This window comes from Chlorogloeopsis fritschii PCC 6912 (assembly GCF_000317285.1).
GTDB classification, from domain to species: Bacteria; Cyanobacteriota; Cyanobacteriia; order Cyanobacteriales; family Nostocaceae; genus Chlorogloeopsis; species Chlorogloeopsis fritschii.
On sequence record NZ_AJLN01000037.1, the window covers coordinates 117,529 to 143,552 of the forward strand.

Consider the following 26,024-nt stretch of genomic DNA (forward strand, 5'->3'; position numbering starts at 1 on the left):
TTTAATTGATCTGTCCCCTTTCCCCTATCCCTTATCACCTTTTCGTAGATAGAATAGTTCCTTTTGCTCCTATCATGCGAGTATATATTTTTCCTTTCAAGTCATGTGCATAAACATCAGCAATCACAGATGACTCTGTTTTTGACTTTACTTCACAGGAAACATAAAACTTTTCATCAAATGGAATGGGTGCGAACTGTTCAAAAGTTTTGATTTCCGAAGGTAAACAACCTTCTCGATGGAAATATTGCGTCCAAATCCACAGTGAATGAATTTGAACATCCGCAATATAGGGATTAAATGTTATTACTGGAAATTGCCCTTGTTGTCTTTCTTCTAGGTTTGGTAAAACACATTCTATAGTTACTTGATCAGGGCTGGCATTTAAGATAGTTTTTACGCCCTGGAAATAAGGGCCGTGAAACAAGCTCATTGATCCATTTTGATAAAGTGAGTTACTGGAACCAAAGATGATTTCTTGCTGTTGTAAATTCAAGGAATCATAATTAGGGGTAACTGGAATTTGACGTTTAAGCTTTACTTGGCTGCTAAAATGATAGCGGATTTTTCCTTCTCGATTCTGGCTCCAGATTTTAGCATCAAGCTCTATCTCATCTGCATCGTTTTTAGCAATCTCTTGTAAATCTATCGTGTATTCACTGGCAAGATTTTCATCAAACACTATTCCCTTCAAAACCTTATAGTTTAGACAACTAAATGATTTATAACCGGGATAAAGTTGTTCGCAGGTACTTGCAATCCATGATAAGGCACAAGTGGCAGGTAAAACTGGGTGACCAGCAATCACATGATCTTGTAAAAATGGGTTGGCTGCTAATTTTAATCGCCTCTGGATGCGAAATTTTTGTAACTCAGGATTAAATGACTTGGGTTTGTATGTGAGGGGACTACCAATTACTACTTGCACAGTTTGTTGGTTGCTTTGTGTTAGTTCGTTAACCAACATTTGAGTTCCAACTTCTATAGGAATAGTCTCAATACCTCGTTCGGCAAAAGCTTTCTTTAACTCTGGAGTTACCATGCCACTTTCCCAAGGCCCCCAATTAATCGCAACTACGTGACAATTGGGATAATTGCGTTTAACTAGATGGGCTGACTTGTTGAGAATTTCGTTGGCGATCGCATAATCTGACTGACCAATATTCCCATAAAAACCTACTACAGAGGAAAACAGGACTAAATAATTCAGTTGATTGGACGACACACAGCGCAGCAGATTTTCTAATCCTTTAACTTTGGCGGCGTAAACCGTTTCAAAATCCCGTTCTGATTTGTTTTCAATTCGTTTGTCTGCTAAATTGCCAGCTCCGTGAATAATTCCTGTTACTGTTCCCAAACGTTCTACTACAGTATTAACTTGCTCTTGGAGCAGTGTTGCATCAGTTATATCCACGCTCAGATATTCTGCTTGTCCACCTGCCTGCTCAATTGCTCGTAGTGTTGTGTCAATTTCTCGCCTGGATGCAATAGCCTTATACTTTTTCTGCACCATTGCAGGTGTAGGCTTGTCCCCTTTGGCTACAAAATCATCCATAATCCGCTTTTTCAATTCCCCTTCATTGAAGCAGCCTTCAGCCCATACAGGTTCAGGATCTACAGGAGAACGTCCAAGCAGAATAAATTTGCATTGATAATGTCGTGCTAGTTGAATAGCGCATTGAGCTGTTATCCCTTTTGCACCACCGCTGACGAGAAATACTTGGGATTGGGGATCGGGGATTGGGGATCGGGGATTGGGGATTGGGTATTCCCTAGTCCCCTCTTCACACACCAGCGTCGTTCGTCCTTGCAAACTGTATCCAACTTCTGCAATTAAACGATTGGGATCGTAGAGTTCGGCGAGGATATACCGTACTGATGCTTGAGTATCCAAATCGGGGCTGAGATCTAGCGCTCGGCAAAATACGGGTTCCCATTCTTGATTCAAGGTTTTAGTTAACCCAAACAGTCCACTACCAATGGCACCAAAGTTGGTTTTCTGCCCTAGTCCGAACTCACCATCAAGACGAGCAACGGTAAGGAAGCAGCTACGCCCCTTAGTTGCAGCTTGATTGAGTGGTTCTTTAAGATGTTTGGCAATCAGAAAGACTTGGCGGAGTAGGGCTTTCTCAGTTTCTAGATAACGGATGTCATTACTGGTATTGTCATGACTTGCAGGATTGAGGTGGATGAATGCGGCAATTGAACCATACTCAGCAGCGATCGCTTCTAACTGATTTTTCAAATTGTCTTCGCTTAAAGAAGCCAACACCACGCGATTTATTCCTTCTGGTAAAGGCAACTGTTTTGCAATTAAGGTTTGGGGAAAACTCAAGACAACCACTTTCCAACCGCGTTCATAAAGAGCAAGAGCTAGTTCTGAGGTAGTGAGGGAGCCATCATCAGTAAGCAGGGCAATATGCTTATCAGGCAATGTAAAATCTAAAACATCAGGTTCGGGAAGAAATTTGAGTTTGACTGGACTGCGAAGAATCTTACAATCTAGCTCAGATGGCTGGTTGCAAGGCTCGGCTGGAAGTGTTTTTTTTTCCAGCAGATTAGCCTGTTGTTTCATGTAGTCAACAATTTGACCAAGAGTACGTAATTCTCCGAGCTCTTCCGGATTTGGCTTGGGTAAATCTGGGCATAGCTCCAAAAGCGCTCCCAGAATTTCAACTCGTTTGATCGAATCAATTCCCAAGTCTGCCTCCATATCCATCGAGAGTTCTAGCATCTCGACTGGGTAGCCTGTTTTCTCACTGACAATATTGAGCAGAATTTGACTGAGATTATTTAAGTCAAGGGATGGAACTGGGGAAACCGATTCTTCTGGAGTAATGGCAATGGCAGGAACTGAGGAAGCTGGTTCTTCTGGAGTAATGGCAATGGTGGGAACTGGCGAGGAAGAAGCTAGGTGTATATTTTCCCTCTCCGCATCTTCTAAAACTGCGTTGCTACCTTCGCTTGTCTTTGCCTCATCCAAAGTAGCTTCTTGTGTTGTCTTCGTAGTTGCAGACTCAATTTGAGCAATTGCTGGTACAAGAGTCCACATATACTCTACGATTTGGCCAAGGGTACGTAGTTGTCCCAGTTCTTCTGGATTCGGCTTGGGCAAATCTGGATATAACTCTAAGAGCGCTCCCAAAATTTCAACCCGTTTGATTGAATCAATTCCTAAATCAGCCTCAATATCCATCGACAGTTCCAACATCTCGATTGGATAGCCTGTCTTATCGCTAACAACGTTTAGTAGAGTCTGACTAAGGGTGGCTTCATCAATTGTTGTTGGTGATGAAGGCGCATCTAAAGATGGCAGGATAGAGTTATCAAAGGTTGTTATTGTAACTGGTTTTGTGCCATTACTGACATCAGAATGAACACCATTAGTTGTAACATCTTCAGAGCTAGTTACTAGCTTTACATCGTTGTTTATATCGTGATGAACGCCGTTAGTTGTAACACCTTCAAAGGTAGTTACTAACTTTACATCGTTGTTTGCATCATGATGAACGCCATTAGTTGAAATACCTTCAAAGCTAGTTACTAACTCTTTAGTAGGTACACCAACAACAGAACTAGATGTTTCCTCTGATGGCAGAACTGCAGGATGTTTATCTATTTTCTGTTCCCTTTTATTGCCCGTGTTTGCAAGCAACAGATCGTACTGTTGCTGGAGTAATTGGAAAAAGTTTTTAGTTTGTTCTGTCTGATGATTTAGATATTGCTCATGAACGCGCAGGGTTTCACCTTGATGCTCGTGAAATCGCATGATGCTGCGTTCAGCGTAGGAGAGTCCTATATGTTTATTTTCTGTCTGTGGAAGAGCAGATTGGCTATTTTTGAGTAAGGAATTCTGCTGCTGCATCAATTGGAAGAAGGTTTTAGTATATTCCGTTTGATGCTGTAAAGATTGTTCGTGGACACGCAGAATATCACGTTGATGGCGATTGAATTCTATCAAAGTGTATTCTAAGCTGTCTAAAACTAGCTGATAATTTTGAGGCTCTGGTTGAGAAGTTGCTTGAGAAGATTTCATCATCTCAGAAGACTTTTCTGGTTTATTACCGTTTGTAGCTAATGTGGGTTTGCTGTTTTCTGTATTTACATATTGGGGGGTGTTTTTAACAGCAAGATTAGATGGGATATCCACCTCAAAGGAATTATCTTTTGGATGTGCAAAAGTGACTCGATGCCCATTTTGGTAAGTTTTCTTGCTAGAAGATTCTGCTGATTTACTACCGTTTGCAACTAGTACGGGCTGGCGGTTTTCTGAATTCATATACAAGGGGATGGGTGCCTTGTCTATGTTTAAGACAGGCAGAGTAGAGAAATTATCTTTTGCATATGCAATACTGACTTGATGCCCATTTTGCAGAGCTTTTGCAAAAGCTTGTTTGGTTTTTTCTGACAGGTAGTTACTGCCATTTAACCAAACATTTAAGAGCTTATTTTTGGCTACTTCTGGTGTTTGGTACTCAATTTGATAGGGATCGGGATTTTTTAAAGGCAATCCAGCAACGCGTAACTGCACAACAGCTTCTCGAAGACAGCGATCGCTATCTTTTTGCTGAGTGCCATTCAAAGCCACAGTTAAATGGGGTTTTTCTGCAAGGATATCTTTCACCAAGTTGGTGAGAATACTTTTAGGCCCAAATTCAATGAAGTAATAACCGCCTTCAGCGTAGATATTCTCAATCTCTTGCTTGAAAAGTACCTGATTAATCAGGTGTTGTTTGAGGATTTTTTGAATGGCTTGGGGTTCACTTGGGTAGCGTTCTCCTGTCACATTTGTGTAAACAGGGATTTGTGGCTGGTTGAAACTGACTTTCTCAATTGCTTGGGCAAAGGGTTTCTGTGCATGGGCTACCAGTGGAGTATGAAAAGCTGCCGAAACCGATAGTAGAACGGTAGAGAAAGCGCGATTATTCAGTTCTTCCTGAATTTTGGCGATTTCAGCTTTCGCCCCTGCCAACACAACTTGACGAGGAGAATTCAAGTTAGCAATGGTGACTAAAGGAAAATTCTTGACTACTTCTTCAACTTGGCTGACATCTCCTTTGACAGCCAGCATAGCTCCCGCATCAAACTCAGGATCGTTTGGTGCAGCCATAGCTTGTCCTCTGGCTTTTACCAAGAAAAAGTAATCTTCCTCACTGAGAACACCAGCAGCCCACAGAGCAGTCAATTCTCCAAAGCTGTGTCCGATCGCAAAATCTGGCTTGAACCCTCCCTGTTGCAATATTTTGTATAGAGCAACACTAAAAGCTCCGATTGCTGGCTGGGCATATTCTGTCTGCTGTAATGCTTCAACCTGTGCCTGTCTTTGAGCTGGCTCGAATACAGGGGGAGGAAAAACTATTTCTGAAAGGGGCTGCAACCCATCTTTACAGAAAAGATTATCCATGCAACTATAACTCTGTCGCAAGCAAGGGAAGTTAATTGCAAGTTCTCGACCCATTTCCAGATATTGAGAGCCTTGCCCAGAAAATAGAGCTACTACTTTCCCGGCAGTTGCGATCCCAGATTTGCGGTAGTAAATTCCTTGGGGATGCTCCCAAGATGGAGTTTGTGGCTTATCTTTGAGCAATTTAATACTTGTTTGCAGTAGCTTGCAAGCATCTGTTAAAGAATCGGCAACAAATCCAACTCTGGCATCAGTGACAGGAATTTCTAATGATTGACACGCTGCAATCAGTAGTTCATAGTTCTGTTCTTTCTCTTCGGATTGCAATTTACGCAGTATTTCTTCACAACGTGATAATAGCTGCTCTGGTGTAGGCGCAAATATAAATATTGATTGGAGAGTTTTGTGTAAACGATAAGGGCGATCGTGTTCGCTGGAATATTCTTCTAAGACGATGTGATAATTAGTGCCACCAAAGCCAAAAGAACTCACTCCAGCACGTCTTGGTGTTTCTGCATTGGGGCAAATCCAAGGTCTGGTTTCTGTATTCAAATACAACGGTGAGTTTTCAAGATCGAGTTTCGGGTGCGGTTTAGTAACGTTTATCGTTGGTGGCAATACTTTGTGGTGCAGAGCTAATGCTGTTTTAATCAGACTAGCTGCTCCTGCGGCAGCTTTTGTATGTCCAATCTGCGATTTAACACTACCGAGTGCAATATGCTGTTTTTTTGGATTGTTTGCGCCAAAAACTTCTTTAAGAGCTGTAACTTCGGCAGGATCTCCAACCATAGTACCCGTGCCATGTGCTTCAATCAAACCGACACTTGTAGGTGAAATTCCTGCATCTTCATAGGCACGCAGCAAGGCTCTAACTTGTCCCTCTGGACGAGGTGCATAGATGCTTTTATAGCGCCCATCACTAGAGGTGCCAATACCTTTAATAACTGCATAGATGCGATCGTTATCTCTAACGGCGTCTTCAAGACGCTTTAGTACCAGCATCCCAATCCCCTCAGCCAACATCATCCCATCAGATTCGGCATCAAAAGGTTTTGGATTCTGGCTTGGGGAGACAGCAGGTGTTTTGCTGAAACACATATAGGCGACAATCGAGTTGTCGGTGTCAACTCCGCCTGTCAGCATCATGTCGGCTCGATACTCAACTAGTTCGCTGATTGACATTGCCAGTGCTCCTAAGGAACTGGCACAGGCGGCATCCACTACACAGTTCATTCCTCCTAAATCTAGACGATTGGCAATTCGTCCAGCAACTATGTTGGCAAGCATACCGGGAAAAGCATTTTCTTCCCACCGCACATATGCACTTTTGATTTTCTCGATAATTTTTTGTGTATCCTCATCAGATAAACCACTACTTTTGAGGGCTTTTTCCCAGATCGGATACTCTAGTCTAGTAGCCAATGGCATTGCTAGCTGTCTTGCCAGGGCTACACCCAAAATCACTCCAGTACGCTCTCGATTAAACTGGCTTTTTTCACCGTAGCCCGCATCTTCCATTGCTGCTTTAGCAACAACTAAACCTAGCAATTGCGAAACATCTGTAACTTCCAGAACATTGGGAGGAAGCCCAAACTCCATCGGATTAAATTCGATTTCGGGGATGAATCCACCGCGTTTGCAATAAGTTTTGTCAGGTGCTTTAGGATTGGGATCGTAGTAATCATCAATGCTCCAGCGCGATGGAGGAACATCGGTAATACAATCAACTTTGCGAATAATTTTTTCCCAATATTCTTGTAAATTTTTAGATTCTGGGAAGATAGAAGCCATTCCAACAATGGCAACGGGAGTATGTTGCAGTCGTCTATTAATTTTTTTAGTTTCTGTCGCTTGCGCGGACATCGCTTGTGCGGACATATTTTTTTTCACCTTTATAAGCTTGTGCAAGGCTTTTTCACAATTGCTTACTTCGTCTTGCAACTGTGCCAAGGTAGCTTCAATCCAAGAAGCAGTCATGACTCGATCTGATTATTTTTGTGAAATGTCGGGAGTTACCAAATTTTCTCCCTTTGTGCAAACAAAATTGAAATTGTAGTTAGTGAAGAAACACTTTTTTTTACAGAACAATACAATTGAGTATTTCTCCAAGGCAGCTAAATTAGTTATTAAGCAGCTTTAGCTGGGAATAGCTTCATCGAGAAAAAATAATTAGACTCTTTGTATTTAGACTAATTGCATTCCTTACTTTCGCTGCTTATTTTATGACTGGTTAATTCCTGATTACAACTCATATGCAACTCTGACGCAACGTTGATTGAATAGATTTTAGAAAGTAAGTTCAAATCAAATTGATATGTCTACACCTGTCATGACTAGAGGATATCTATAAACAAAAACTTAATAGAGCTTAAGTATTGAGAGGATGAGCACTGATAATTAGTGGCTTGTTTGAGGCAGCAATATGCAAAAATCAAGCATATTAATGCTTTACTCTATTTTTACAGATACTCTCTGATTTAAGAGTTAGACTTTGTACTACCAACTTAGTCAGGATTTGATTCTGAATTAGTATCATCTTCTCTAGTCCTCGATTTAGTCTGGAGATTAGCAGCTTCTAAGAGCTGCTTTTCAAATTCACTAATACTAATTCCAAGTTCAGAAGCTGATTTGGCTTTCCATTCTTCAAGTTCAGAATCGTGCTGATTGAGCCATTCATGTACGGCAAGGCGTGCCATCTCAGCTTTACGTACTGTTTGGCGGGCTGCATGAAAAATTAGCCGTTGGTTATCAAAATTTGGCAATGAGAGCATGAATCGCTGTAGCTTCATTATTCTGTAGTATGCAAAATTTTCTATAGTGTGTAAACGTTTGTACTTATATCACTTATTTTCATCATACCCATAAGTATGCTTACCAAAGTTGCATACAAATTGCACCTCTTCTGTTTGTATACTTATCCTAGCTTTAGTTCTCTCCGTGTTTTAGAACGATCGGGAAATTCTTGAAAAGAGTTTTTCAATTAGGAGTTTAACTTAATTTAAATTTCTGGACAGATATTCTAAATATCGTCTGATGGATTTGTTTCGATGAAGGTATAAGAATTGAGACTATTATTCTTTTGTAAAATTATAAAGTTGAATCACTACTCAATCTATTCAGTTTTACCATCTGTCAAAAAGTAGATATTTGTAATTTTTTATCGACCTATAAGGTCTTATAAGGCTCTTATAACGCTCTTATAATGCTCTTATAATGCTTGGGTATAAGGAATAGCGGTTATCAATTGAGTGCAATACAGTTTTTTTATAGAGATGCATCTATGTGGTGCTTTGGACTTGCGGTTATCTTCTATATCATTAAGAATTTACATTTTTGCTGTTATTATTAATTTTAGAACAAGAAGATTCAAATATCTGCAATAAGATAGATGAGAAAATTACATTGTCAATTAAAAGTAAGGATGTTGTGATTTTAATAACAAAATTTTTCTACAACAGATTGTTTAATAATTAAATTTGAAATTCGATTTCTATTTAGATTTAATATGTTGCATATCAGTTGCAAATGAGTATCACTCAGACTATGGTAGATGGTTAGATAAAAATGAATAAACAAGTGAATAAAAATGGTACTTCGTAGCCCTTGAGTAGCAAAGTAGAGGTCAGAAGAATGTAAACATAATTTCACTTTATATCATTCATCAAAACTTCTTATAGCTTCATCAAGAATTATAATTACACCTTGTCGCATTCCGCTTTCACCCAATTAAATTTCCATGAAAATAAACGGAGTTGCTGGCATGAGACTATCTGATTTAGATCCACTCATACCGCTATCTAATTTAAGAGAAGAGCTCCTCAAGTTACCAAAAGGCTACTGCTTTTATGAACAAGAACTAATAGATTTTTTATCACGACGACGGTGGCCTGAAAACAATCGCCGTATTGACAGAACGACTTTTTGGAGGTGGAGAAACGACAACGGTATTGAGCATCAAAAAGTATTTAGCCGATTAGATCTCTTAAAACTTTGCCAAATCTGCGACCATTATCGAATCGATGGAACTCGTAGTGAATACTTAGACATTGTGAAGAGAAAAAAAGAGGTATCCTAAATTAGTAGAGAAGCATATCTTTGAAGGCAGAAATTACGAAATGGCTCCCACTAGTACAGAGTGATGGATATTTTTGCTAGAATCCATCCTCTGATACTTCCAAAAATTCAAAGTGGAAATTATCTGTAAATTCTATCCAGTTTACTTTCTATATCCATGTGGTGTAGAGCGGAGCTATTACCATTTGTCTCTCTCTAATTAACAAAATAATTGAGAGAAGGCAGTATCAATTATTGGGAAAATATAATTATGGTGCATAAAGAAAGGCAACCAATAACGATTCCCGCAAATCGGCTGCCTATACTTTTAGCGATCGCTATGGCTGTAGGTATCGGTACAGTTTCTCTCTATGGCCTTTTCAGATTTTTGCCTAAGTCGGTAGACAACACTTCAGATACCCCAGTTACTTCTCCTGCCATCACTGCTGTTGCTGCACTTGGGCGTTTAGAACCTCAAGGAGAAGTGATTAGTCTGTCTGCTCCCAATTCTCAAGGTGGTGTCCGAGTTGCACGACTTTTGGTTGAGAAAGGAAACAAGGTGCGTAAGGGGCAACCAGTTGCGCTACTTGATACTTTCTATGTTCGTCTTGCAGCCCTAGAGCAGGCTAAAAAACAAGTTCAAGTTGCTCAAGCTAGCCTCAATCAGGTGAAGGCAGGGGCGAAAGCAGGAGACATCTATGCACAAAAGGCGACAATTGCTCGTTTGGAAGCTCAGTTAGCTGGAGAAATATCTGCCCAAAGTGCAACCATAGCTCGCTTAGAAGCAGAATTGCGTAATGCCCAAAGCGAGAATCGGCGTTATCAGATGTTGTACCAACAAGGAGCGATTTCAGCTTCTGATGCAGATACTAGGCGTTTGCGGATGGAAACTATCCAAGAACAGCTTAATGAAGCAAAAGCTGTGAAAAACCGAACCACCGAAACTCTGCAAAAGCAGTTAGTTGAAGCTAGAGCCAGGCTGGCAAGTATTGCTGAAGTTCGTCCTACAGATGTGCAAGCAGCGCAAGCCGACGTTGAGAGTGCAAAAGCAGCAGTTGCACAGGCTCAGGCAGATCTCGATTTAAGTGTGGTGCGATCGCCTATTGATGGTCAAATATTAAGAATTTATACTTGGCCTGGAGAGGTGATCGGCAATCAAGGAATTGCTCAGATCGGTCGTACAAATCAGATGTATGTGGTAGCAGAAGTCTATGAAGCCGACATCAAAAAAGTACATTTAGGTCAACTGGCAACTATTACTAGCGATGCCTTCTCAGGGAAAATCCAAGGAACAGTAGCAGATATAGGTTTACAAGTTACTCAACAAAATATTTTCAGCAACAATCCAGGAGCAGACACAGATAATAAAGTAGTTGAGGTCAAACTCCGTATTAATAATCCAGAAGATAATGAGCGAGTTGCAGGGCTTACCAACTTACAAGTAGAAGTACTGATTCATCTTGAGCAGCCTCAGCAACATAACAGAAGTCAGAAGCCAGGAGACAATAGGCAGTAGGCAGAAGCCAGTCCCTATGAACTTCGTACACCACCAACTATGAAAGAGGATTCTTTCCCCTACACCCTTGCACCCTCATACCCATTTCCAAGACAGTCCCGATGGGAATTGTTTCATCGCCAAGAATGAAAGTGGAATTCTTACTGTTCCTTGTTCCCGACTTTCAACTCAGCCATTCACGCCCGGTTTTGGCACAAACCTTGCCATGAAAATCTTACCCCTTCTGCCATTTGACTCCTGCCCTCTGCCTTATTTTCAAGCTAGAAGGGAAATCGCTATATTTCTTCCCTGTTCCCTTGTCTGACTCGATAATTTATTTTGCACGACTACTTAATACCCAGAGATTGAGAATGCAATCTCAGTTTTGAGGTTAAAAAAATGACTATAAAGATACCAGTAGCTTGGCTACAACTAGCTCGCCAAAGAATTCGCTTTCTAGTGGCTTTAGCTGGTATTGCTTTTGTCGCTGTTTTGATGTTCATGCAAATTGGCTTTCAAGATGCTCTTTATGCAAGTGCCACACAAGTGCAAAAAAACCTAAAAGGGGACTTATTTTTAATCAGTTCCCAATATAAATCTTTGACTTCTAATCAAAGCTTTCCGCGGATTCGCTTATATCAAGCATTAGGTTTTGATGATGTAGAATCAGTCAATTCTTTATACGTTCAATTTGCTAAACTCAAAAACCCGGTTAATGGTCGTAAATTTCCAATTTATGTGCTTGGTTTTGACCCGTCAAGATCTATTTTTAACTTGCCAGAAGTGAATGAAAATCTAAATCTTCTCAGACGTCCTAACGTAGTTTTATTTGACAGTGCTGCGCGACCAGAATTTGGCCCAATTGCGGAAAAATTTGCGCAACAAGAACCCGTTAGTGTGGAAATATTTGGATACAATTCGATAATTGGTTATAAAGTTAAAGTCGCTGGTTTATTCAAGCTTGGGCCTTCCTTTGGTGTTGATGGCAATTTAATGATTAGTTACTCAACGCTCATGAGGCTATTTCAAGATCGTTCTGCTGGTTATATAGATATAGGCATACTTACTCTCAAACCTGGTGCCGATCGCCAAAAAGTTTTAACAATGCTATCAGCACACTTACCCAAGGATGTAAGGGTTTTGACACGTGAAGGCTTTATTGATTTTGAAAGAAATTATTGGAGTGTCAGAACACCAATTGGATTTATCTTTAATTTGATGGTAATTATGGGTTTTGTAGTTGGAGTAGTGGTTGTATATCAAATACTTTATAGTAATATATCCAGCCACTTAGCTGAATATGCAACATTAAAAGCGATGGGATTTAAAAATAAATACTTACTAGGTATTGTTTTTCAACAAGCCTTTATTTTGGCAATCTTAGGTTACATTCCTGGTATAGCTATATCTACAATTCTCTATAATATGGCAAAAAATGCTACTAAGTTACCAGTTTTGATGAGCTATGATAAGGCATTAATAGTATTAATTTCCACACTATTGATGTGCTTAACTTCTGCATTTTTATCAACTAATAAACTACGGGTAGTAGACCCAGCTGATATTTTCTAGTTTAATTAAATGAATTACGAAATCCATGTTTCAACAAGAAGTTGTTGTTTCTGTTAGAAATATCAATCACTACTTTGGTCAAAACTCATTACGAAACCAGATTTTATTTGACATTAATTTAGTCATAAAATCTGGAGAAATTGTGATTTTATCGGGGCCATCAGGTTCGGGAAAAACAACTTTACTAACTTTGATTGGCGGTTTGCGTTCTGTTCAAGAAGGAAGCCTGAAATTTTTGGATTGGGAATTACATGGGGCAAGTAATGAAAGATTAGTGCAAGTTCGCCGCAACATTGGCTATATTTTTCAGGCTCATAACTTGCTGGATTTTTTAACAGCTCGACAGAATGTACAAATGTCCCTTGAACTCCACCAACATATTTCCTATCAAGAAGCTCGCTACAAATCAGAAGCGATGCTCAATGCTGTTAAGTTGGGGCATCGAATTAATTACTACCCTACAGAGCTATCGGGAGGGCAAAAACAACGGGTAGCCATTGCCCGTGCTTTGGTGAGTCAGCCCAAATTAGTTTTGGCAGATGAACCTACTGCTGCCTTAGATAGTAAATCTGGTCGAGATGTTGTAGAAATCATGCAGCAACTGGCAAAGGAGCAACAATGTGCTATTTTGTTGGTAACTCATGATAACCGAGTTTTAGATATAGCAGATCGAATCATTCACATCGAAGATGGTCGGCTGATTAAAGAAGAGTATTTTAACTGAAGAGCAAAATCCACACAGGAAGCATTAAGAGTAACAAGAGTGTAGAGAGGATGATACTGCTAGCAATTAAATCGCGATCCAGGTTATATTCCTCTGCCAAAATTAAACCAGCAAAAGCCGAAGGCATACCTGACATCAAAACCATTGCTAGACGCCGATCGCCTGATAATCCGAGTAAAAAGGTGGTAGCAATACCAACAAGTAAGGGAATGATACAAGCTTTGATAATAGCAGGTACGAAGCCCAGTTTAATACTTTTCCATCCTTGTAGTTGGGCTAAACGGATACCAGTAAGCAGAAATGCTAAGGCAATGATAATGCTAACAGAGTCTTGCAATCCTGATTCAATTACTTTTGGTAGTGGCACCCCAGAGGTGAGACATCCGAAAACAAAAGCCCAAACAGAAGGTACGGTTAATACCTCACGCAGTTGCATCCACCAGCGATTTGAGGCTTTTTGGGAATGACTGAAGTAGCTGGCAACTACTACTCCTAAACCATAGGGGCCTGTGACATTATGGATGATACTGTAAAGTACAGCCCAGCTCATCGCGTCAGAGTTAATTAAAAATGGGGCGATCGCTAAACCGACAAAACCAGTATTACCTAAAACAGCGGCAAGTATAAAACTAACCTTGGGTTTGAGGGGAAAGAGCCTGGGAAGAGGACACGGGGAAGGGGAGACAAGGGGAGGGGGAGAGGAATTCTGAGCGTCTTATTGTCTCCGTGTTTAACTTCTGGGAAGGTAAATTTTTCCATACCGATAAAATCAAAAATGCCACGAACAGGCCTAATACTAGTGTCCCCAAAGTTACTATTGGTGCTAGTAAGGGTAAGCTATTGCCATTGTTAAATTCACTGACTTGAGTTTGACGAGCTAGTGTAAAAAGTTCCAATGGTACACCAATCCAGTAAAGACCGCGACCCAATAATCGGGGAAGCCAATTAGGCAGTAACCTACATATAAATAACCCCAAACTCGTCCATAGAATCAAGGGCATATAGGCATGAAACAGAGTTTCTGTCATGGTTATGAACTAGGAGGGATTAGGGACTAGGGACTGGGGATTGGGACTAAGAACCTAGTACCCAATTCCCGATACATAACTCTAGAGATGGTCATAAATAATACTCAGGATTGAGGCGAAATAGGGACACACTTGACTTTGACTGATTTACACTAATTAACAATAAAAATTTTAAAGCTTTGTTGACGATTTTGCGATTAAAATTGCCCTTGTTGGTTGCTGTTGGCTGGGAATGAGAAGAAATTATTTTGTTTGCCAAGGATTTGTCAGCTAGGCTGATGCGATCGCAACTTCCGAACCTCGCACAATCAGACAATAATAAACATTTGCAAAAGCATAAGTAGGTACAGAAGCGATTGCGCTGATAATAAAACATAACTAACTGGCGATCGGTTCTACCAGCAAGAGTTATGGAAATGCAAGCATTATGAGAGATCACACCATCGACTCATACCGTGCCTTAGCCCTTCAAGTTAAGTGCCATGCAGTCAATCAGGCAAGCGATCGCCAACAAGCCCATTCTTTAATGCAAAATACTATCAACCGTTTGGGACAACAAATCGCTGCTAGTATAGCTTTCATTGGCTTCGACTGTCGTTTAATCGTCTTGCCCGAATACTTCTTGACTGGCTTTCCAATGGGAGAGTCAATTGCTGCTTGGGCAGAAAAAGCTTGCTTGGAAATGGCGGGGGCAGAGTACGATGCTCTCAGTAATATTGCTCAAAAACATAGTATTTTTATTGCTGGTAATGCTTATGAATTAGATCCCAACTTTCCGGGGTTGTACTTTCAGACTTGCTTTGTCATCAACCCATCAGGCACAGTAGTCTTGCGCTATCGGCGTTTAAATTCCATGTTTGCACCGACACCGCACGATGTTTGGGAGAAATATCTTGACTGCTATGGGTTGGATGGTGTTTTTCCTGTAGCTAAGACGGAAATTGGTAACTTAGCAGCTTTAGCATCAGAAGAAATTTTATATCCAGAAGTGGCTCGGTGTTTAGCAATGCGCGGTGCCGAGATTTTTTTACATTCTACATCCGAAGTTTATGGCAAAGAGCGTGCGCCCAAAGAAGCTGCCAAAATCTGTCGAGCAGTGGAAAACATGGCATATGTAGTATCAGTTAACACTGCTGGCATCGCCAATGTCTCTATTCCAGAAGCTTCCACCGATGGTGGTTCTAAAATCATCGATCATCGCGGATTAGTTTTAGCAGAAACAGGTGCAGGGGAAAGTATGGCAGCTTTTGCAGAAATTGATTTGGCTGCCTTACGACGCGATCGCCGCCGCCCAGGATTGCATAATTTACTCTCTCGCCAGCGATTAGAACTATATGCCCAGAGCTACAGTCAGTCACACTTTTACCCTGCAAACACCATGCTCAATCAACAAGTAGATCGCAAACACTTTATCCAAACTCAGCAACTAACCATCGAGCGTTTAGCCCAATTGGGGATTATTTGAGATTGGCGATCGGGGATTGGGAAAAGGACAAGGGGATAAGGAGCAGAGGGGCAGGGGGAAAAGGGGAGAAGCAAATGACAAATGACAAATGACTAATGACAAATGACAAAACCTATAGACATTCGCAATCCCCGCACGGGAAAATATGACTACGTGATTGTACCTCCGCCCCCGATGCTGTTAACACAACTGTGCAACCGCCTGCGGCGATCGCAAAAAAGTTGGCAGCAACTTGGTTTAGAAGGACGAATTGAAACTTTAAAACAATGGAAACAAGCTATCATTTCTACTCAAGATAAACTCACCGAAGCTTTAGTGGCTGATACGGGAAGGTTATCAATTTCGGAATTGGAAATTGGCTCGTTCCTCTCTAGTATCGATAGGTGGTGTAGATTAGCGCCAAAGCTATTGCAAGAAACCCAACAACACACATCAATACCGTTTATCGATTTGCAACAAACAGCAGTTCCTTATCCTTTAGTTGGGGTAATTAGTCCGTGGAATTTTCCACTGTTGCTTTCAACCATTGATACAATTCCGGCATTGCTGGCGGGTTGTGCCGTAATAGTCAAACCCAGCGAAATTACTCCCCGCTTTATGACACCGCTATTATCAGCAATTAACGCTGTACCTCAATTACGGGATGTATTGACTTTCGTTGAGGGAGGAGGCGAAACAGGTGCTGCTATCGTCGAAAATGTCGATTTGGTTTGCTTTACAGGCAGTGTAGCGACAGGAAGAAAAGTAGGGGAAAAAGCAGCAAAGCTATTCATTCCAGCTTTTTTGGAGTTGGGAGGCAAAGATCCGGCGATCGTTTTGGAATCAGCAGATTTAGAATTAGCAACCTCAGCAATATTGTGGGGTTCTGTCGTCAACACTGGGCAGTCATGTCTCTCGATTGAGCGAATTTATGTTGCAGAAACTATTTTTGAAGAGTTTGTCGAACTACTAACCCTCAAAGCCCAACGCCTGCAATTAGCTTATCCCACAGTTGAAAGTGGAGAAATCGGCCCAATCATATCAGAAAGACAAGCAGCAATTATTAACGATCATTTGTTAGATGCAGTGGAACAAGGAGCGATCGCCCATTGTGGCGGTAAAGTAGAAGAGACTGGCGGAGGATGGTGGTGTCGCCCGACAGTTCTCACCGAGGTTAACCATGCAATGAAGGTGATGAGCGAAGAGACATTTGGCCCGATTATGCCTATAATGCCATTTTCCACCGTTGAAGAAGCGATTAATTTAGCAAACGATACTATTTATGGACTGAGTGCGGCAGTATTTGCACAAGACGAAGCAGAAGCTATAGCCGTTGCCCAGTATATAGATGCAGGAGGTATCAGTATTAACGATGCAGCCCTTACTGCCCTGATATATGAGGGAGAGAAAAATTCCTTCAAATTCTCCGGTTTAGGTGGATCGCGGATGGGGGCAGCAGCACTGACGCGATTTATGCGCAAAAAAGCATTGCTTGTCAAAACCAAATCTATTCCCGATCCTTGGTGGTTTGATGCTCAGTAGTATGGGGACAGGAGACAGGGGACAGGGTTGGGAGAAAATGTTGTTATGGTGGATACTGGTTAATGCTGTTGGCGGTGCTATTGTTGGCGCGTTAGAGGAGAGCGGTTTCCAGTTTCTAGCAACATTAATTTTAACCGGGCCGATTCTTGGAGTTGCTCAATGGTTCGTGCTACGGCGTTATCTTCGCTATGCATATTGGTGGATATTAGCTAGTACATTTGGTTGGTTGTTGGGTATTCAAGTCAGGATCGCAACGGGAAGAATTCTCGATCCGATTGTGGAAATGCTTTTAGCTGTAGGTGGGCTTGGGGAGGTATTTTGGTTAAATGTTGTGAAGGAGCCTGTCACCGCAGTTGGGTTAGGAATAGCTCAGTGGTTAATTTTACGTCACTATAGCAACCAAGCAGGCTGGTGGATTGTTGCTAATGTTCTAGGAGGATGTGTAAATGGGGCAGTAAGTTCTGCCGTGTGTGCTGCCATATGTCAAACTTTAGCAATGAAACTAAATGCAGGAATCGCAAGTGCGATCGCCTACGGTACTGGTTGGGCTGGGAGTGGGTTAGTGACGGGTATCATGCTTGTATGGTTATTTTCAAATCGCCATAAATGAGAGGAAGGTTATCATGTCTACCATCCGAGAGGAGATGCCTGTTCTTGCCCGCCATGAAGGAGATTGGGTAGGCACGTACATACTAGTTGATACAGAAGGAAAAATCCTCGACAAGCATGAATCTCACTTAACTTGCCAATTTCCAACAGATGGTTCCTATTCTTACTATCAGATCAATCGTTACAAATGGACTGACGGGAAACAAGAAGAACATAAATTTCCTGGTACCTATCGAGATAAAACACTTTGGTTTAATACAGAACGCATTGAAGGCAAAGCCTGGGAAGTTGATGATTCCACAATTATTTTGTGGTTTTCTTATAAGGGAATGCCAGGGATGTACTTGTATGAAATGATTCAAATTAGTCCCTGCAATAACTATCGCGCCCGCACTTGGCAGTGGTTTAAGAACGATCAAATTTATCAGCGCACGCTGATTCAAGAGGAACGGATGCGATAGAGTTACCTTATAATTGGGCGGTTAGAAACCGAGTCTACACAAACGAAACCAGCCTGGCGCAGGTTTTGAAACCCCTAATTTTTTAGTCCACGCAGGTGGACTTTGATTGTGTAGCAGCGACTTACAGTCGCCAGCTACTTCCCAATCCAAAATCTAAAATCCAAAATTGATTAGAGGCATGGCAAAAGGCGAAAAAATAAATTTCTCTACTCCTAGTGGTTTCCCCGAATTTCTTCCTGGCGAAAAGCGCCTGGAAGTATATTTATTAGATACTATCCGTAGAGTTTTTGAAAGTTACGGATTTACTCCTATTGAAACTCCGGCAGTAGAACGGTTAGAAGTTTTACAAGCAAAGGGTAATCAAGGCGATAATATTATTTATGGTATTAGCCCCATTTTGCCTCCAAATCGACAAGCAGAAAAAGATAAAGCAGGAGAAACAGGTTCGGAAGAACGCGCTTTAAAATTTGACCAAACAGTTCCTCTAGCTGCATATATTGCCCGTCACTTAAATGAATTGACATTTCCTTTTGCTCGTTACCAAATGGATGTTGTATTTCGTGGAGAAAGGGCAAAAGATGGGCGTTTTCGTCAATTTCGCCAGTGTGATATTGATGTAGTCGGACGTCGAGAATTGAGCTTGCTCTACGATGCTCAAATGCCTGCAATTATTACAGAAATCTTTGAAGCTATCAATATCGGTGATTTTGTGATTCGCATCAATAATCGCAAAATTCTGACTGGTTTCTTTCAATCTGTAGGAGTTGAAGCAAGCAAAATTAAATCTTGTATTGGCATTATTGATACTTTAGAAAAAGTAGGTGAAAACAAAGTTAAGCAAGAGTTAGAAAAAGAGGGAATTTCACCTGAGCAAACCCAAAAAATCATCGAATTTATTAAAATTAACGGCACTGTTGACGAGATATTAGATAAGCTCAAATACCTCAGCCAAACCATGCCAGAAGCAGAACAATTTAGTCTGGGCGTTACAGAACTAGAAACTGTAATTGCAGGTGTTCGCAACCTGGGAGTAGCTGAAAATCGTTTCTGTATTGATTTAGCGATCGCTCGTGGGCTTGATTACTATACAGGTACAGTTTACGAAACAACTTTGTTAGGGCATGAAGCCTTGGGTAGTATTTGTTCTGGTGGTAGATATGAAGAATTAGTTGGAGTATTTTTAGGCGAGAAAATGCCAGGTGTGGGCATTTCGATTGGTTTAACTCGCCTAATGAGTCGCTTGCTCAAAGCTGGAATTTTAAATACTCTTGCACCTACTCCAGCGCAGGTGATGGTGGTAAATATGCAAGAAGATTTGATGCCACTTTACTTAAAAGTGTCTCAAGATTTGCGTAAGGCGGGGATTAATGTTGTCACTAGCTTTGATAAGCGAGGATTGGGTAAACAATTCCAATTTGCGGATAAACAGGGAATACAATTTTGCGTGATTATTGGTGCTGATGAAGCAGCAGCGCAGAAATCCTCGCTCAAAAATTTGAAAAGTGGTGAGCAGATAGAAGTTTCTTTAGTTGATTTGGCAGAGGAAGTGAAACGAAGACTGGGGTAAATAAATATTAATTTATATAGTTCAGGTGTGCTGTCTCGTTCTCGTTCCGAGTCTCTGACTCGGAATGCTGATTGGAGGCTCTGCCTTTCAAGGCGGCAGAGCCGCTAGCAGAGGCATTTCCAGCTAGAAGCTGGAAACGAGGTAATAGGCGATCGCCCAATGTTTGACGCTAAACTGTAAAATCTTAACTTTGCTTGCATGAACATAAAAGAAAAGCGATCGCATCCTTGGGCGGAGCACTCGTAGGAAGTGCGATCGCATTGCAAATTACTAGAAGAGTTATGATTTTGGACGCAGTTCAAATGCCATTTGTGAACGGTAAAAGCAAACATCAAATTCTAGGAAAAAGTTCATCCGCCCCAACAGTAATGGCACACTATCTGTCAGACTCCATGCAAATACCAATCGCACAGGTACAAAAGTACTGATTTGGGCTGATAAAACTAATCCTCTGGCTTCAACTGGCGCTAAATTTCCAGCTAGTTGCACGGAAGTACTTAATTCTTCCCAAACTGCTCCTAGTTGTATACCTAAAGAGTATGGTAAAACGTTAACGCTGGCTCCCGTATCTAACAGTCCTGTAACTTCCACAGTAGAATTTCGGTAAGCCAATATCAAAGGTAATTGTGGTACTGCGTCAATATCACCAAATGCATCACGTCCTTCAATGAAGGGAAACCTTTGAGCGTTAACCATCGTTTGCTTGTCTGTCTTCTTCCAACAGTGCGGCTAGCTTCAAAGCAGCATCATGGGAATTGAATGGAGACCATACATTGTAAGTAGCTCCCGGTTGCAGCGACAATGCTTCTTCATCTGCTAGTTGTTGAACTAAAAACTTCATGATTTGTAATTTTTCGGTACGAGACAGATTTTGCAAGATTGGTAATAATTCTGCTATGCTCATCTCCGCTGAGAAAGAATAACTAGATCCCATCTTAACTTGTCGCAATTAGACATTACTTCAAGTTCCCCAAAAAAGCAATTGAACACCGTTAACAGAACCAGTCCATAAATAACTTAAACCTAAAAGTCGCTTGAAATTCGCTCACTTTTAACTTGTGACAAATGCTCGGCAATGCGAATATCTAAAATATTGTCTAATTTTTAGCAAGTGTCGATTTATTGACAAGTAAGTGGGTTGGCGTAATGTATAGATAAAAAATTATGTTCAGACCTAATAGACTGAAGAAAATGCTTCAAACCGGTTCCCAACCAATCGGCTATGATTTCGTGACACCTGCTGCTGATGCCTGGTTGCTGTCTGATGCTGCGCGTTCGATTGTCACTGCAATGAGAGGTTAAAATCTTGAAGACTCGTGAAGTTATTATTCCCCCAGGGATGGAAATTTTATACGAAAAGTATCACTACTGCCCTGGCATTAAGGTAGGCAACACATTATATATATCAGGACAGGTGGGACGCGATGAAAATTTACAGGTAGTAGAGGGAGTAGAAGCCCAATTTGTCCAGACTTTCGAGAATGTGAAAAAGGTACTTACAGCAGCAGGAGCGACTTTTGATGATGTAGTAGAGATGATTACTTACCATGTGACAGGGGTGAATCTCAGTAATTTGCAAGTTCCGCCTGCTAATGCTTCAGAACAACAGTTTACTATTCCACACCTGCCACTGTTTATGCAAGTAAAAGACCGCTATTTCACTAATAATTTCCCTACTTGGACGGGATTTGGGATAAGTGCTTTATCTACACCAGGACTAATTGTAGAGATTAAGTGTACAGCAATCTTGGAAAATTAGAAGCTGAATTATTCCGAATCGTTGAGAAAGTCGATTACTGCCTGCGCGATTTCTTCAGGTATCTGATTCATCATGCAAATTGTTCCTTGTGCAAATTCAACAACTTTGCCATGAGGAATTGCTTGAGAAAGAAAATAGCGATCGCCAGCTTTTGCTAAACTTAGTTTTTCAAATTCTTTGACATCATCCATTCCCCAAATAATTAGAGTTGGACACTTGATGGCACGAAATCTTTGTGGTGCATCTAGACAGTAATTGCCTACAGCCCAAACTGCATACAAAGGATGACCAAAACATTTTAAATCGTCTAAAACCCAACGGTGATTTAATTCGGCAGAGCCTACGTATCGAGAACGGGCTAACCATCTTTTCATCAGGTGAGAGCCATCTTCTTGAATTTTAAAACCTTCCTCAAATTTTCTGAATAGCTCTGCTTGCCCTCCTTCACCAAAACCAGCTACATTACATAAAATCAGTTTTTCAACGCGATCGCCATAAGTTGCTGCTATTTCTCCAGCTACAAAAGCACCTGTATGGTTTCCCAGAATGCTCGTTTTTTCTATACCTAATTCATCTAAAAGCGCGATCGCCGTTTTCGCATAGTCGGCGATCGTATACATTCTAGGTGGTTTATCCGAATCGCCAAACCCCATCAAATCCATTGCTATGACTCGTCTGTGTTGAGCAAAGATAGGCATGAGTTCGCGATATTCATCGCTACTGCGGGGGTTCATGTGCAGTAAAAGCAGAGGTTCACCCTCGCCACCAATGCGATAAAGAATCTGTCCATCTTCTGTGTCTAAAAAAGCTCGTTTAATTTTTTGTTTCATTATCTTTGAGCGATCGCAGTTACATTTCTCTCCAGGTGGGCATTGCCCACCCTACAGATCCCAATTTATTACCAAAATTTGCTGCTATACTTATCTCACCGCCTTAGTTGGCAGTTGCCTGTAGCTCTTGCCGAGCAAAAGCTCTCGGCGGCATCTTCAGAATCTCACGCGCTTGCGCTGGCGTTGCAACTTCCCTACCGAGGGTATGTGCCATCTTTGCAACTTTTTCTACTAACTCACCGTTGTGCGGCTTGCCAAAGCGAGTGTAAGCATAATCTCCAAGTCCAATTCCGACGTGTCCACCAAGCGTTATTGCCCAGGCTGCTACCCTCATCACATCTCCATTCCAGCAAAGTGCCAGCCACTGGTTACCCGCAGGAACCTCAGCCATGAACGCCTGCAAACCCGGTATAGTCGCCGCAGCTCCAGCCGGCATCACTTCTCCGGTAAAGACAAATTCCCAAAGCGTTTCCTGTGGCAGAAGTCCCATTTCCTGGAAGCATCGCGCTGTTCGCATTTGCCCTACGTCCCAACAGACTGAACTGACGTAAATATTGTGTTCCTTGAATACTTCCAGCACCGCCTTGAGATTAGCACGAGTATTAACGTACACTTGGTCATAACTAGTAAACTGTTTTGCCTGGGGATTCCAGAAGTCCACGTTGAGCGATCCGAAATCCACTGGTGCCATGTCAACCCGCAGCACTGGATCGTCGTTCACTGCCAAGATGTGCCGAACGCGATCCTCTACCCGATTCTGTGTAATATAGCCCAGCGTCGGATGGATGAGGAGATCCGTCTGTTCGCGAATTCCCTGTATCACTTCGAGATAGAGTTCAACATCGTTGCGCGGTTTCCCACTCTCTGGATCTCGCCCGTGCCAATGGAAAATCGAAGCCCCTGCTTCCCAGGCACGAACAGCTTCGCGGACGATCTCTTTTGGAGAGTAGGGTAAAGCCGGATTGTCCTGGCGATAGGTTATTTCGTTACAACGACACTCGATAATCAGTGGTAATTCGTTGTTCATTGTCTTCCTCCTAAATAGGTAGGCAAATTTATTTGTATATTTACTAGGCAGTTATATTTTTTCTTCTCTGATTCTTTTTCTCTGCTCTCTATGCAAAAAAGCCTAATCAATTTTGCACAAGTACTTAGTATTTTTCCAAAAAATTAACTACTACTTTTAATACTTCTTAAAGTCAGACCTCTTCTCGCCGTTACAGTCTAAGCGAAACACTTAAACGTCAACTCAGAAGTTGCTACAGGCTGTGCGGAACACGGAAACGTCAAAGCAGAAGTTACTACAGGCTGCGCGGAACACGGAAACGTCAAGGCAGAAGTCGCTACCGTAAAGGCACAAACAGTGTCGCCTCAATAGCGCCACTAGCGACTGCCTTAGAAGTCAAGCGATCGTTCAAAAAATCGGGGACTTCTTCTAAGACACAAGGATACGTTGAGCTGCGCGACAACGCACTTCAATAATTCTATGTCTCTTTTCATACTTAGTTAGCTTAAGTACTTACTATTTTCCCAGAAAATCGACTACTACTTTTAATACTTCTGCCGACATTTGATTAACCATCCAAAGGTTTCCACCTTCTAGTTCAACTCTTTGACTATGAGGAATAACTTCCTGGAGCCAAAATTGATTTTCTGCTTTTGCTAAACCAACTTTTTCTAACGGTTCTAACGCCTTTTCTCCAGATAAAACTAAAGTCGGACACTTAATCAAACGAAATTTTTCTTGAGCAGAAAGACAATAGTTTGCTACTGCCAAACCAGGGTATACAGGAGAGCCAAAGCACTTCAAATCATCTAAAACACAACGGTGATTTAACTCTCCTTTGCCGACGTAACTGACGCGAGCTAACCATCTTTCCATCAGGTGAGAGCCATCTTCTTTAATTTGAAACCCTTGAGAATATGTCTTTAAAACCTTGTCTCTTTCCTCTTCGTCAAATCCAATTACATTGCACAGAATAAGTTTGTCAACACGATTTGGATAGGCTGCTGCAACTTCTCCGGCGATATAACCTCCTGTAAGACTACCGAAAATACTTGTCTTTTTTATGCCTAATTCATCCAAAAGCGCGATCGCAGTTTTGGCATAGTCTGCAACTGAATAAACTCTGGGGGGCTTGTCAGAATCACCTAACCCCATTAAATCCATTGCAATTACTAATTTTTTGGCTGCCAAAATAGGCATTAATTCTTGAAATTCATCACTACTGCGGGGAGACATATGTAGTAAAAGTATGGGTTCACCTTCTCCACCGATTCGGTAAAGAATTTGTCCATCTTCTGTGTCTAAAAATGCTCTTTTGATACGCTGGCTCATTTTTTTATACTCTTTATCTTACAGGAGTTTAGATTCTGAATGAGTCGGATGGGCAGCACTGTATGCTTTCAAGCCTTTGAGGGTGGAATTTTATTAGACAATTTTGGTGTAGGCGTTGAGGATATAGACTGAGGCTAATGCGATCGCTTCTACCAATTTTGGATTTTGGAGCCACTGCGGGGGGTTTCCCCTGTTGTAGCACGTGGCGTGATTTTGGATTAGAACCATTGATTAATAGGCTATTCCAGAATTAGGAGTTTTAGACACAGTAAACATCACACTAAAATAAGTACAGAACCCAAGAATGATATCAGCACTATACTGAAACGCAGATAAAATTCCATTATTCTGTAACGTTTTTTATTCAATCATCTTCAGGAGAAGAAACAATGACAAGTTTTAATGAGTATCATCTCGATCCAAAGCAATTTCCTTTTCTCAACAGCTTTGAAGATAACTGGCAAGTAATTAGAGATGAATTTACCTACTTTATTAACAATGCATCTCCAGATGAATTAAAATTCACTTATGATGTTCTTGGCCCTAAAAGTAAAACAATTAAAACCAAGGGAAATTCAAAATATAGTGCTTTTGGTATTTTATTTCAAGGTATATTTATTGAAGAATACATTCAATTACATCAAATAAAATATCCAGATTATAGTCCAGGTGATGCATCAGAAAAAGCACTTGCATTAAGAGAAAAATATTTCTCAAATTTGGCTAAGGTGATAGAAAAAGTGAACTTTAGCGATGATAATATCATCAGAAATGTGTATTTTGGTACATTTCATCCAGGCTTGGATATCAAGCTTCATGTGAACTATAATCCTCATATGAATCGTGGCTATTTAGGATTAATTGTGCCAGAGGGAGATGTGGCGATGAAAATATGTCACGAGCAGCTTTATTGGCATGAAGGAGAATTCATGGTTTTAGATCACAGCTATCCACATTGTCCACATAATTACACCGATTATGACAGAACTGTTTTAGTTGTAGACTTTTTTAAACCAAATCAGCCTAGAGAGGAAGTCATCCGATTTGAACAAGAGCAAGTCGCACAAAGGATGCAAGATAATCCTTATAGCTTGGGTGTTTTTGGGAAAAGCGATCGCGCTAAAGAAGAAGATTTTATTAAGTATGGTTTAGCTCATCAGTTGGAGTGGGATAAAGCCTTATAAGCTGAAGAGGAAAT

General features: G+C 41.2%; 22 protein-coding genes and 1 pseudogene. 11 read left to right on the plus strand and 12 right to left on the minus strand.

From position 1 onward, the window contains the following. Positions 1-34 precede the first annotated feature (34 nt). Positions 35-7,381 (minus strand): type I polyketide synthase, encoded by a 7,347-nt coding sequence (locus UYC_RS0102840; RefSeq protein WP_016873128.1) that lies wholly within the window; start codon positions 7,379-7,381, stop codon positions 35-37. 527 nt (positions 7,382-7,908) lie between these two features. Then, entirely contained in the window at positions 7,909-8,175 is a 267-nt protein-coding gene (locus UYC_RS0102845) for a hypothetical protein (protein ID WP_016873129.1), read from the minus strand. A gap of 989 nt (positions 8,176-9,164) precedes the next feature. Here UYC_RS0102845 and UYC_RS36280 point away from each other — a divergent pair. The 4 genes from UYC_RS36280 to UYC_RS0102860 all read left to right on the plus strand — a co-directional run bounded on the left by UYC_RS36280 (position 9,165) and on the right by UYC_RS0102860 (position 13,248). Further along, the gene (locus UYC_RS36280) at positions 9,165-9,479 is read left to right on the plus strand and encodes a hypothetical protein (RefSeq protein WP_071588417.1); all 315 of its coding nucleotides are present in this window, start codon (positions 9,165-9,167) and stop codon (positions 9,477-9,479) included. 249 nt (positions 9,480-9,728) lie between these two features. Further along, positions 9,729-10,973, plus strand: a complete 1,245-nt coding sequence (locus tag UYC_RS0102850; protein WP_016873130.1) for an ABC exporter membrane fusion protein — start codon at positions 9,729-9,731, stop codon at positions 10,971-10,973. A gap of 378 nt (positions 10,974-11,351) precedes the next feature. After that, on the plus strand, positions 11,352-12,524 hold the full coding sequence (gene devC / locus UYC_RS0102855) for an ABC transporter permease DevC (RefSeq protein WP_016873131.1): 1,173 nt from the start codon (positions 11,352-11,354) through the stop codon (positions 12,522-12,524). Positions 12,525-12,549: 25 nt separating this feature from the next. Beyond that, on the plus strand, positions 12,550-13,248 hold the full coding sequence (locus UYC_RS0102860; RefSeq protein WP_016873132.1) for a DevA family ABC transporter ATP-binding protein: 699 nt from the start codon (positions 12,550-12,552) through the stop codon (positions 13,246-13,248). On the opposite strand, the pseudogene UYC_RS40145 reads toward UYC_RS0102860, so the two are convergent. Continuing rightward, a pseudogene (locus tag UYC_RS40145) lies at positions 13,241-14,276 on the minus strand (AEC family transporter). The gene UYC_RS0102860 and the pseudogene UYC_RS40145 sit on opposite strands and share 8 nt — an antisense overlap. Positions 14,277-14,367: 91 nt before the next feature. After that, the gene (locus UYC_RS38500; RefSeq protein ID WP_016879233.1) at positions 14,368-14,715 is read right to left on the minus strand and encodes a hypothetical protein; all 348 of its coding nucleotides are present in this window, start codon (positions 14,713-14,715) and stop codon (positions 14,368-14,370) included. Here UYC_RS38500 and UYC_RS0102875 point away from each other — a divergent pair. The 5 genes from UYC_RS0102875 to hisS all read left to right on the plus strand — a co-directional run bounded on the left by UYC_RS0102875 (position 14,704) and on the right by hisS (position 19,899). Then, the gene (locus UYC_RS0102875) at positions 14,704-15,741 is read left to right on the plus strand and encodes a nitrilase-related carbon-nitrogen hydrolase (RefSeq protein WP_016873135.1); all 1,038 of its coding nucleotides are present in this window, start codon (positions 14,704-14,706) and stop codon (positions 15,739-15,741) included. The two genes, UYC_RS38500 and UYC_RS0102875, sit on opposite strands and share 12 nt — an antisense overlap. 102 nt (positions 15,742-15,843) lie before the next feature. Continuing rightward, a complete protein-coding gene (locus tag UYC_RS0102880; protein WP_016873136.1) occupies positions 15,844-17,262 on the plus strand; it encodes an aldehyde dehydrogenase family protein in 1,419 nt (472 codons plus the stop codon). Beyond that, positions 17,252-17,872, plus strand: a complete 621-nt coding sequence (locus UYC_RS0102885) for a hypothetical protein (protein ID WP_016873137.1) — start codon at positions 17,252-17,254, stop codon at positions 17,870-17,872. The genes UYC_RS0102880 and UYC_RS0102885 overlap by 11 nt, the downstream gene beginning before the upstream one ends. A gap of 13 nt (positions 17,873-17,885) precedes the next feature. Continuing rightward, complete coding sequence (locus UYC_RS0102890; RefSeq protein ID WP_016873138.1) at positions 17,886-18,332, plus strand: DUF3598 family protein; 447 nt, start codon at positions 17,886-17,888, stop codon at positions 18,330-18,332. Positions 18,333-18,510: 178 nt separating this feature from the next. Continuing rightward, a complete protein-coding gene (gene hisS / locus UYC_RS0102895) occupies positions 18,511-19,899 on the plus strand; it encodes a histidine--tRNA ligase (protein ID WP_016873139.1) in 1,389 nt (462 codons plus the stop codon). 123 nt (positions 19,900-20,022) lie between these two features. Here hisS and UYC_RS37425 read toward each other — a convergent pair whose 3' ends face one another. From UYC_RS37425 to UYC_RS0102905, 3 genes are read right to left on the minus strand one after another with little or no spacing between them, the layout of a single operon-like run. Continuing rightward, complete coding sequence (locus UYC_RS37425) at positions 20,023-20,160, minus strand: hypothetical protein (RefSeq protein ID WP_157171200.1); 138 nt, start codon at positions 20,158-20,160, stop codon at positions 20,023-20,025. An 18-nt stretch (positions 20,161-20,178) separates the two neighbouring features. Then, positions 20,179-20,595 (minus strand): pepsin/retropepsin-like aspartic protease family protein, encoded by a 417-nt coding sequence (locus tag UYC_RS0102900; RefSeq protein ID WP_016873140.1) that lies wholly within the window; start codon positions 20,593-20,595, stop codon positions 20,179-20,181. Further along, a complete protein-coding gene (locus tag UYC_RS0102905; RefSeq protein ID WP_016873141.1) occupies positions 20,588-20,803 on the minus strand; it encodes a hypothetical protein in 216 nt (71 codons plus the stop codon). Before UYC_RS0102905 ends, UYC_RS0102900 begins: the two co-directional genes overlap by 8 nt. 402 nt (positions 20,804-21,205) lie before the next feature. Here UYC_RS0102905 and UYC_RS0102915 point away from each other — a divergent pair, with 402 nt between their 5' ends. Next, positions 21,206-21,658, plus strand: coding sequence for a RidA family protein (locus tag UYC_RS0102915; protein ID WP_016879236.1), 453 nt, complete (start codon positions 21,206-21,208; stop codon positions 21,656-21,658). Between the two features lie 8 nt (positions 21,659-21,666). Here the strand turns inward: UYC_RS0102915 and UYC_RS0102920 are convergent, their stop codons facing one another. The 5 genes from UYC_RS0102920 to UYC_RS39825 all read right to left on the minus strand — a co-directional run bounded on the left by UYC_RS0102920 (position 21,667) and on the right by UYC_RS39825 (position 25,054). After that, complete coding sequence (locus UYC_RS0102920) at positions 21,667-22,488, minus strand: alpha/beta fold hydrolase (protein WP_016873144.1); 822 nt, start codon at positions 22,486-22,488, stop codon at positions 21,667-21,669. A 103-nt stretch (positions 22,489-22,591) separates the two neighbouring features. Continuing rightward, positions 22,592-23,515, minus strand: coding sequence for a beta-keto acid cleavage family enzyme (locus tag UYC_RS0102925; protein ID WP_016873145.1), 924 nt, complete (start codon positions 23,513-23,515; stop codon positions 22,592-22,594). Between the two features lie 316 nt (positions 23,516-23,831). Beyond that, the gene (locus UYC_RS39820; protein WP_268743979.1) at positions 23,832-23,957 is read right to left on the minus strand and encodes a hypothetical protein; all 126 of its coding nucleotides are present in this window, start codon (positions 23,955-23,957) and stop codon (positions 23,832-23,834) included. A gap of 53 nt (positions 23,958-24,010) precedes the next feature. Beyond that, positions 24,011-24,826 (minus strand): alpha/beta fold hydrolase, encoded by an 816-nt coding sequence (locus UYC_RS0102930; protein ID WP_016873146.1) that lies wholly within the window; start codon positions 24,824-24,826, stop codon positions 24,011-24,013. A gap of 93 nt (positions 24,827-24,919) precedes the next feature. Beyond that, on the minus strand, positions 24,920-25,054 hold the full coding sequence (locus tag UYC_RS39825; RefSeq protein WP_268743980.1) for a hypothetical protein: 135 nt from the start codon (positions 25,052-25,054) through the stop codon (positions 24,920-24,922). A 161-nt stretch (positions 25,055-25,215) separates the two neighbouring features. Between UYC_RS39825 and UYC_RS0102935 the strand changes: the two genes are divergently transcribed. Further along, on the plus strand, positions 25,216-26,010 hold the full coding sequence (locus UYC_RS0102935) for an aspartyl/asparaginyl beta-hydroxylase domain-containing protein (RefSeq protein WP_016873147.1): 795 nt from the start codon (positions 25,216-25,218) through the stop codon (positions 26,008-26,010). Positions 26,011-26,024: the final 14 nt, after the last annotated feature.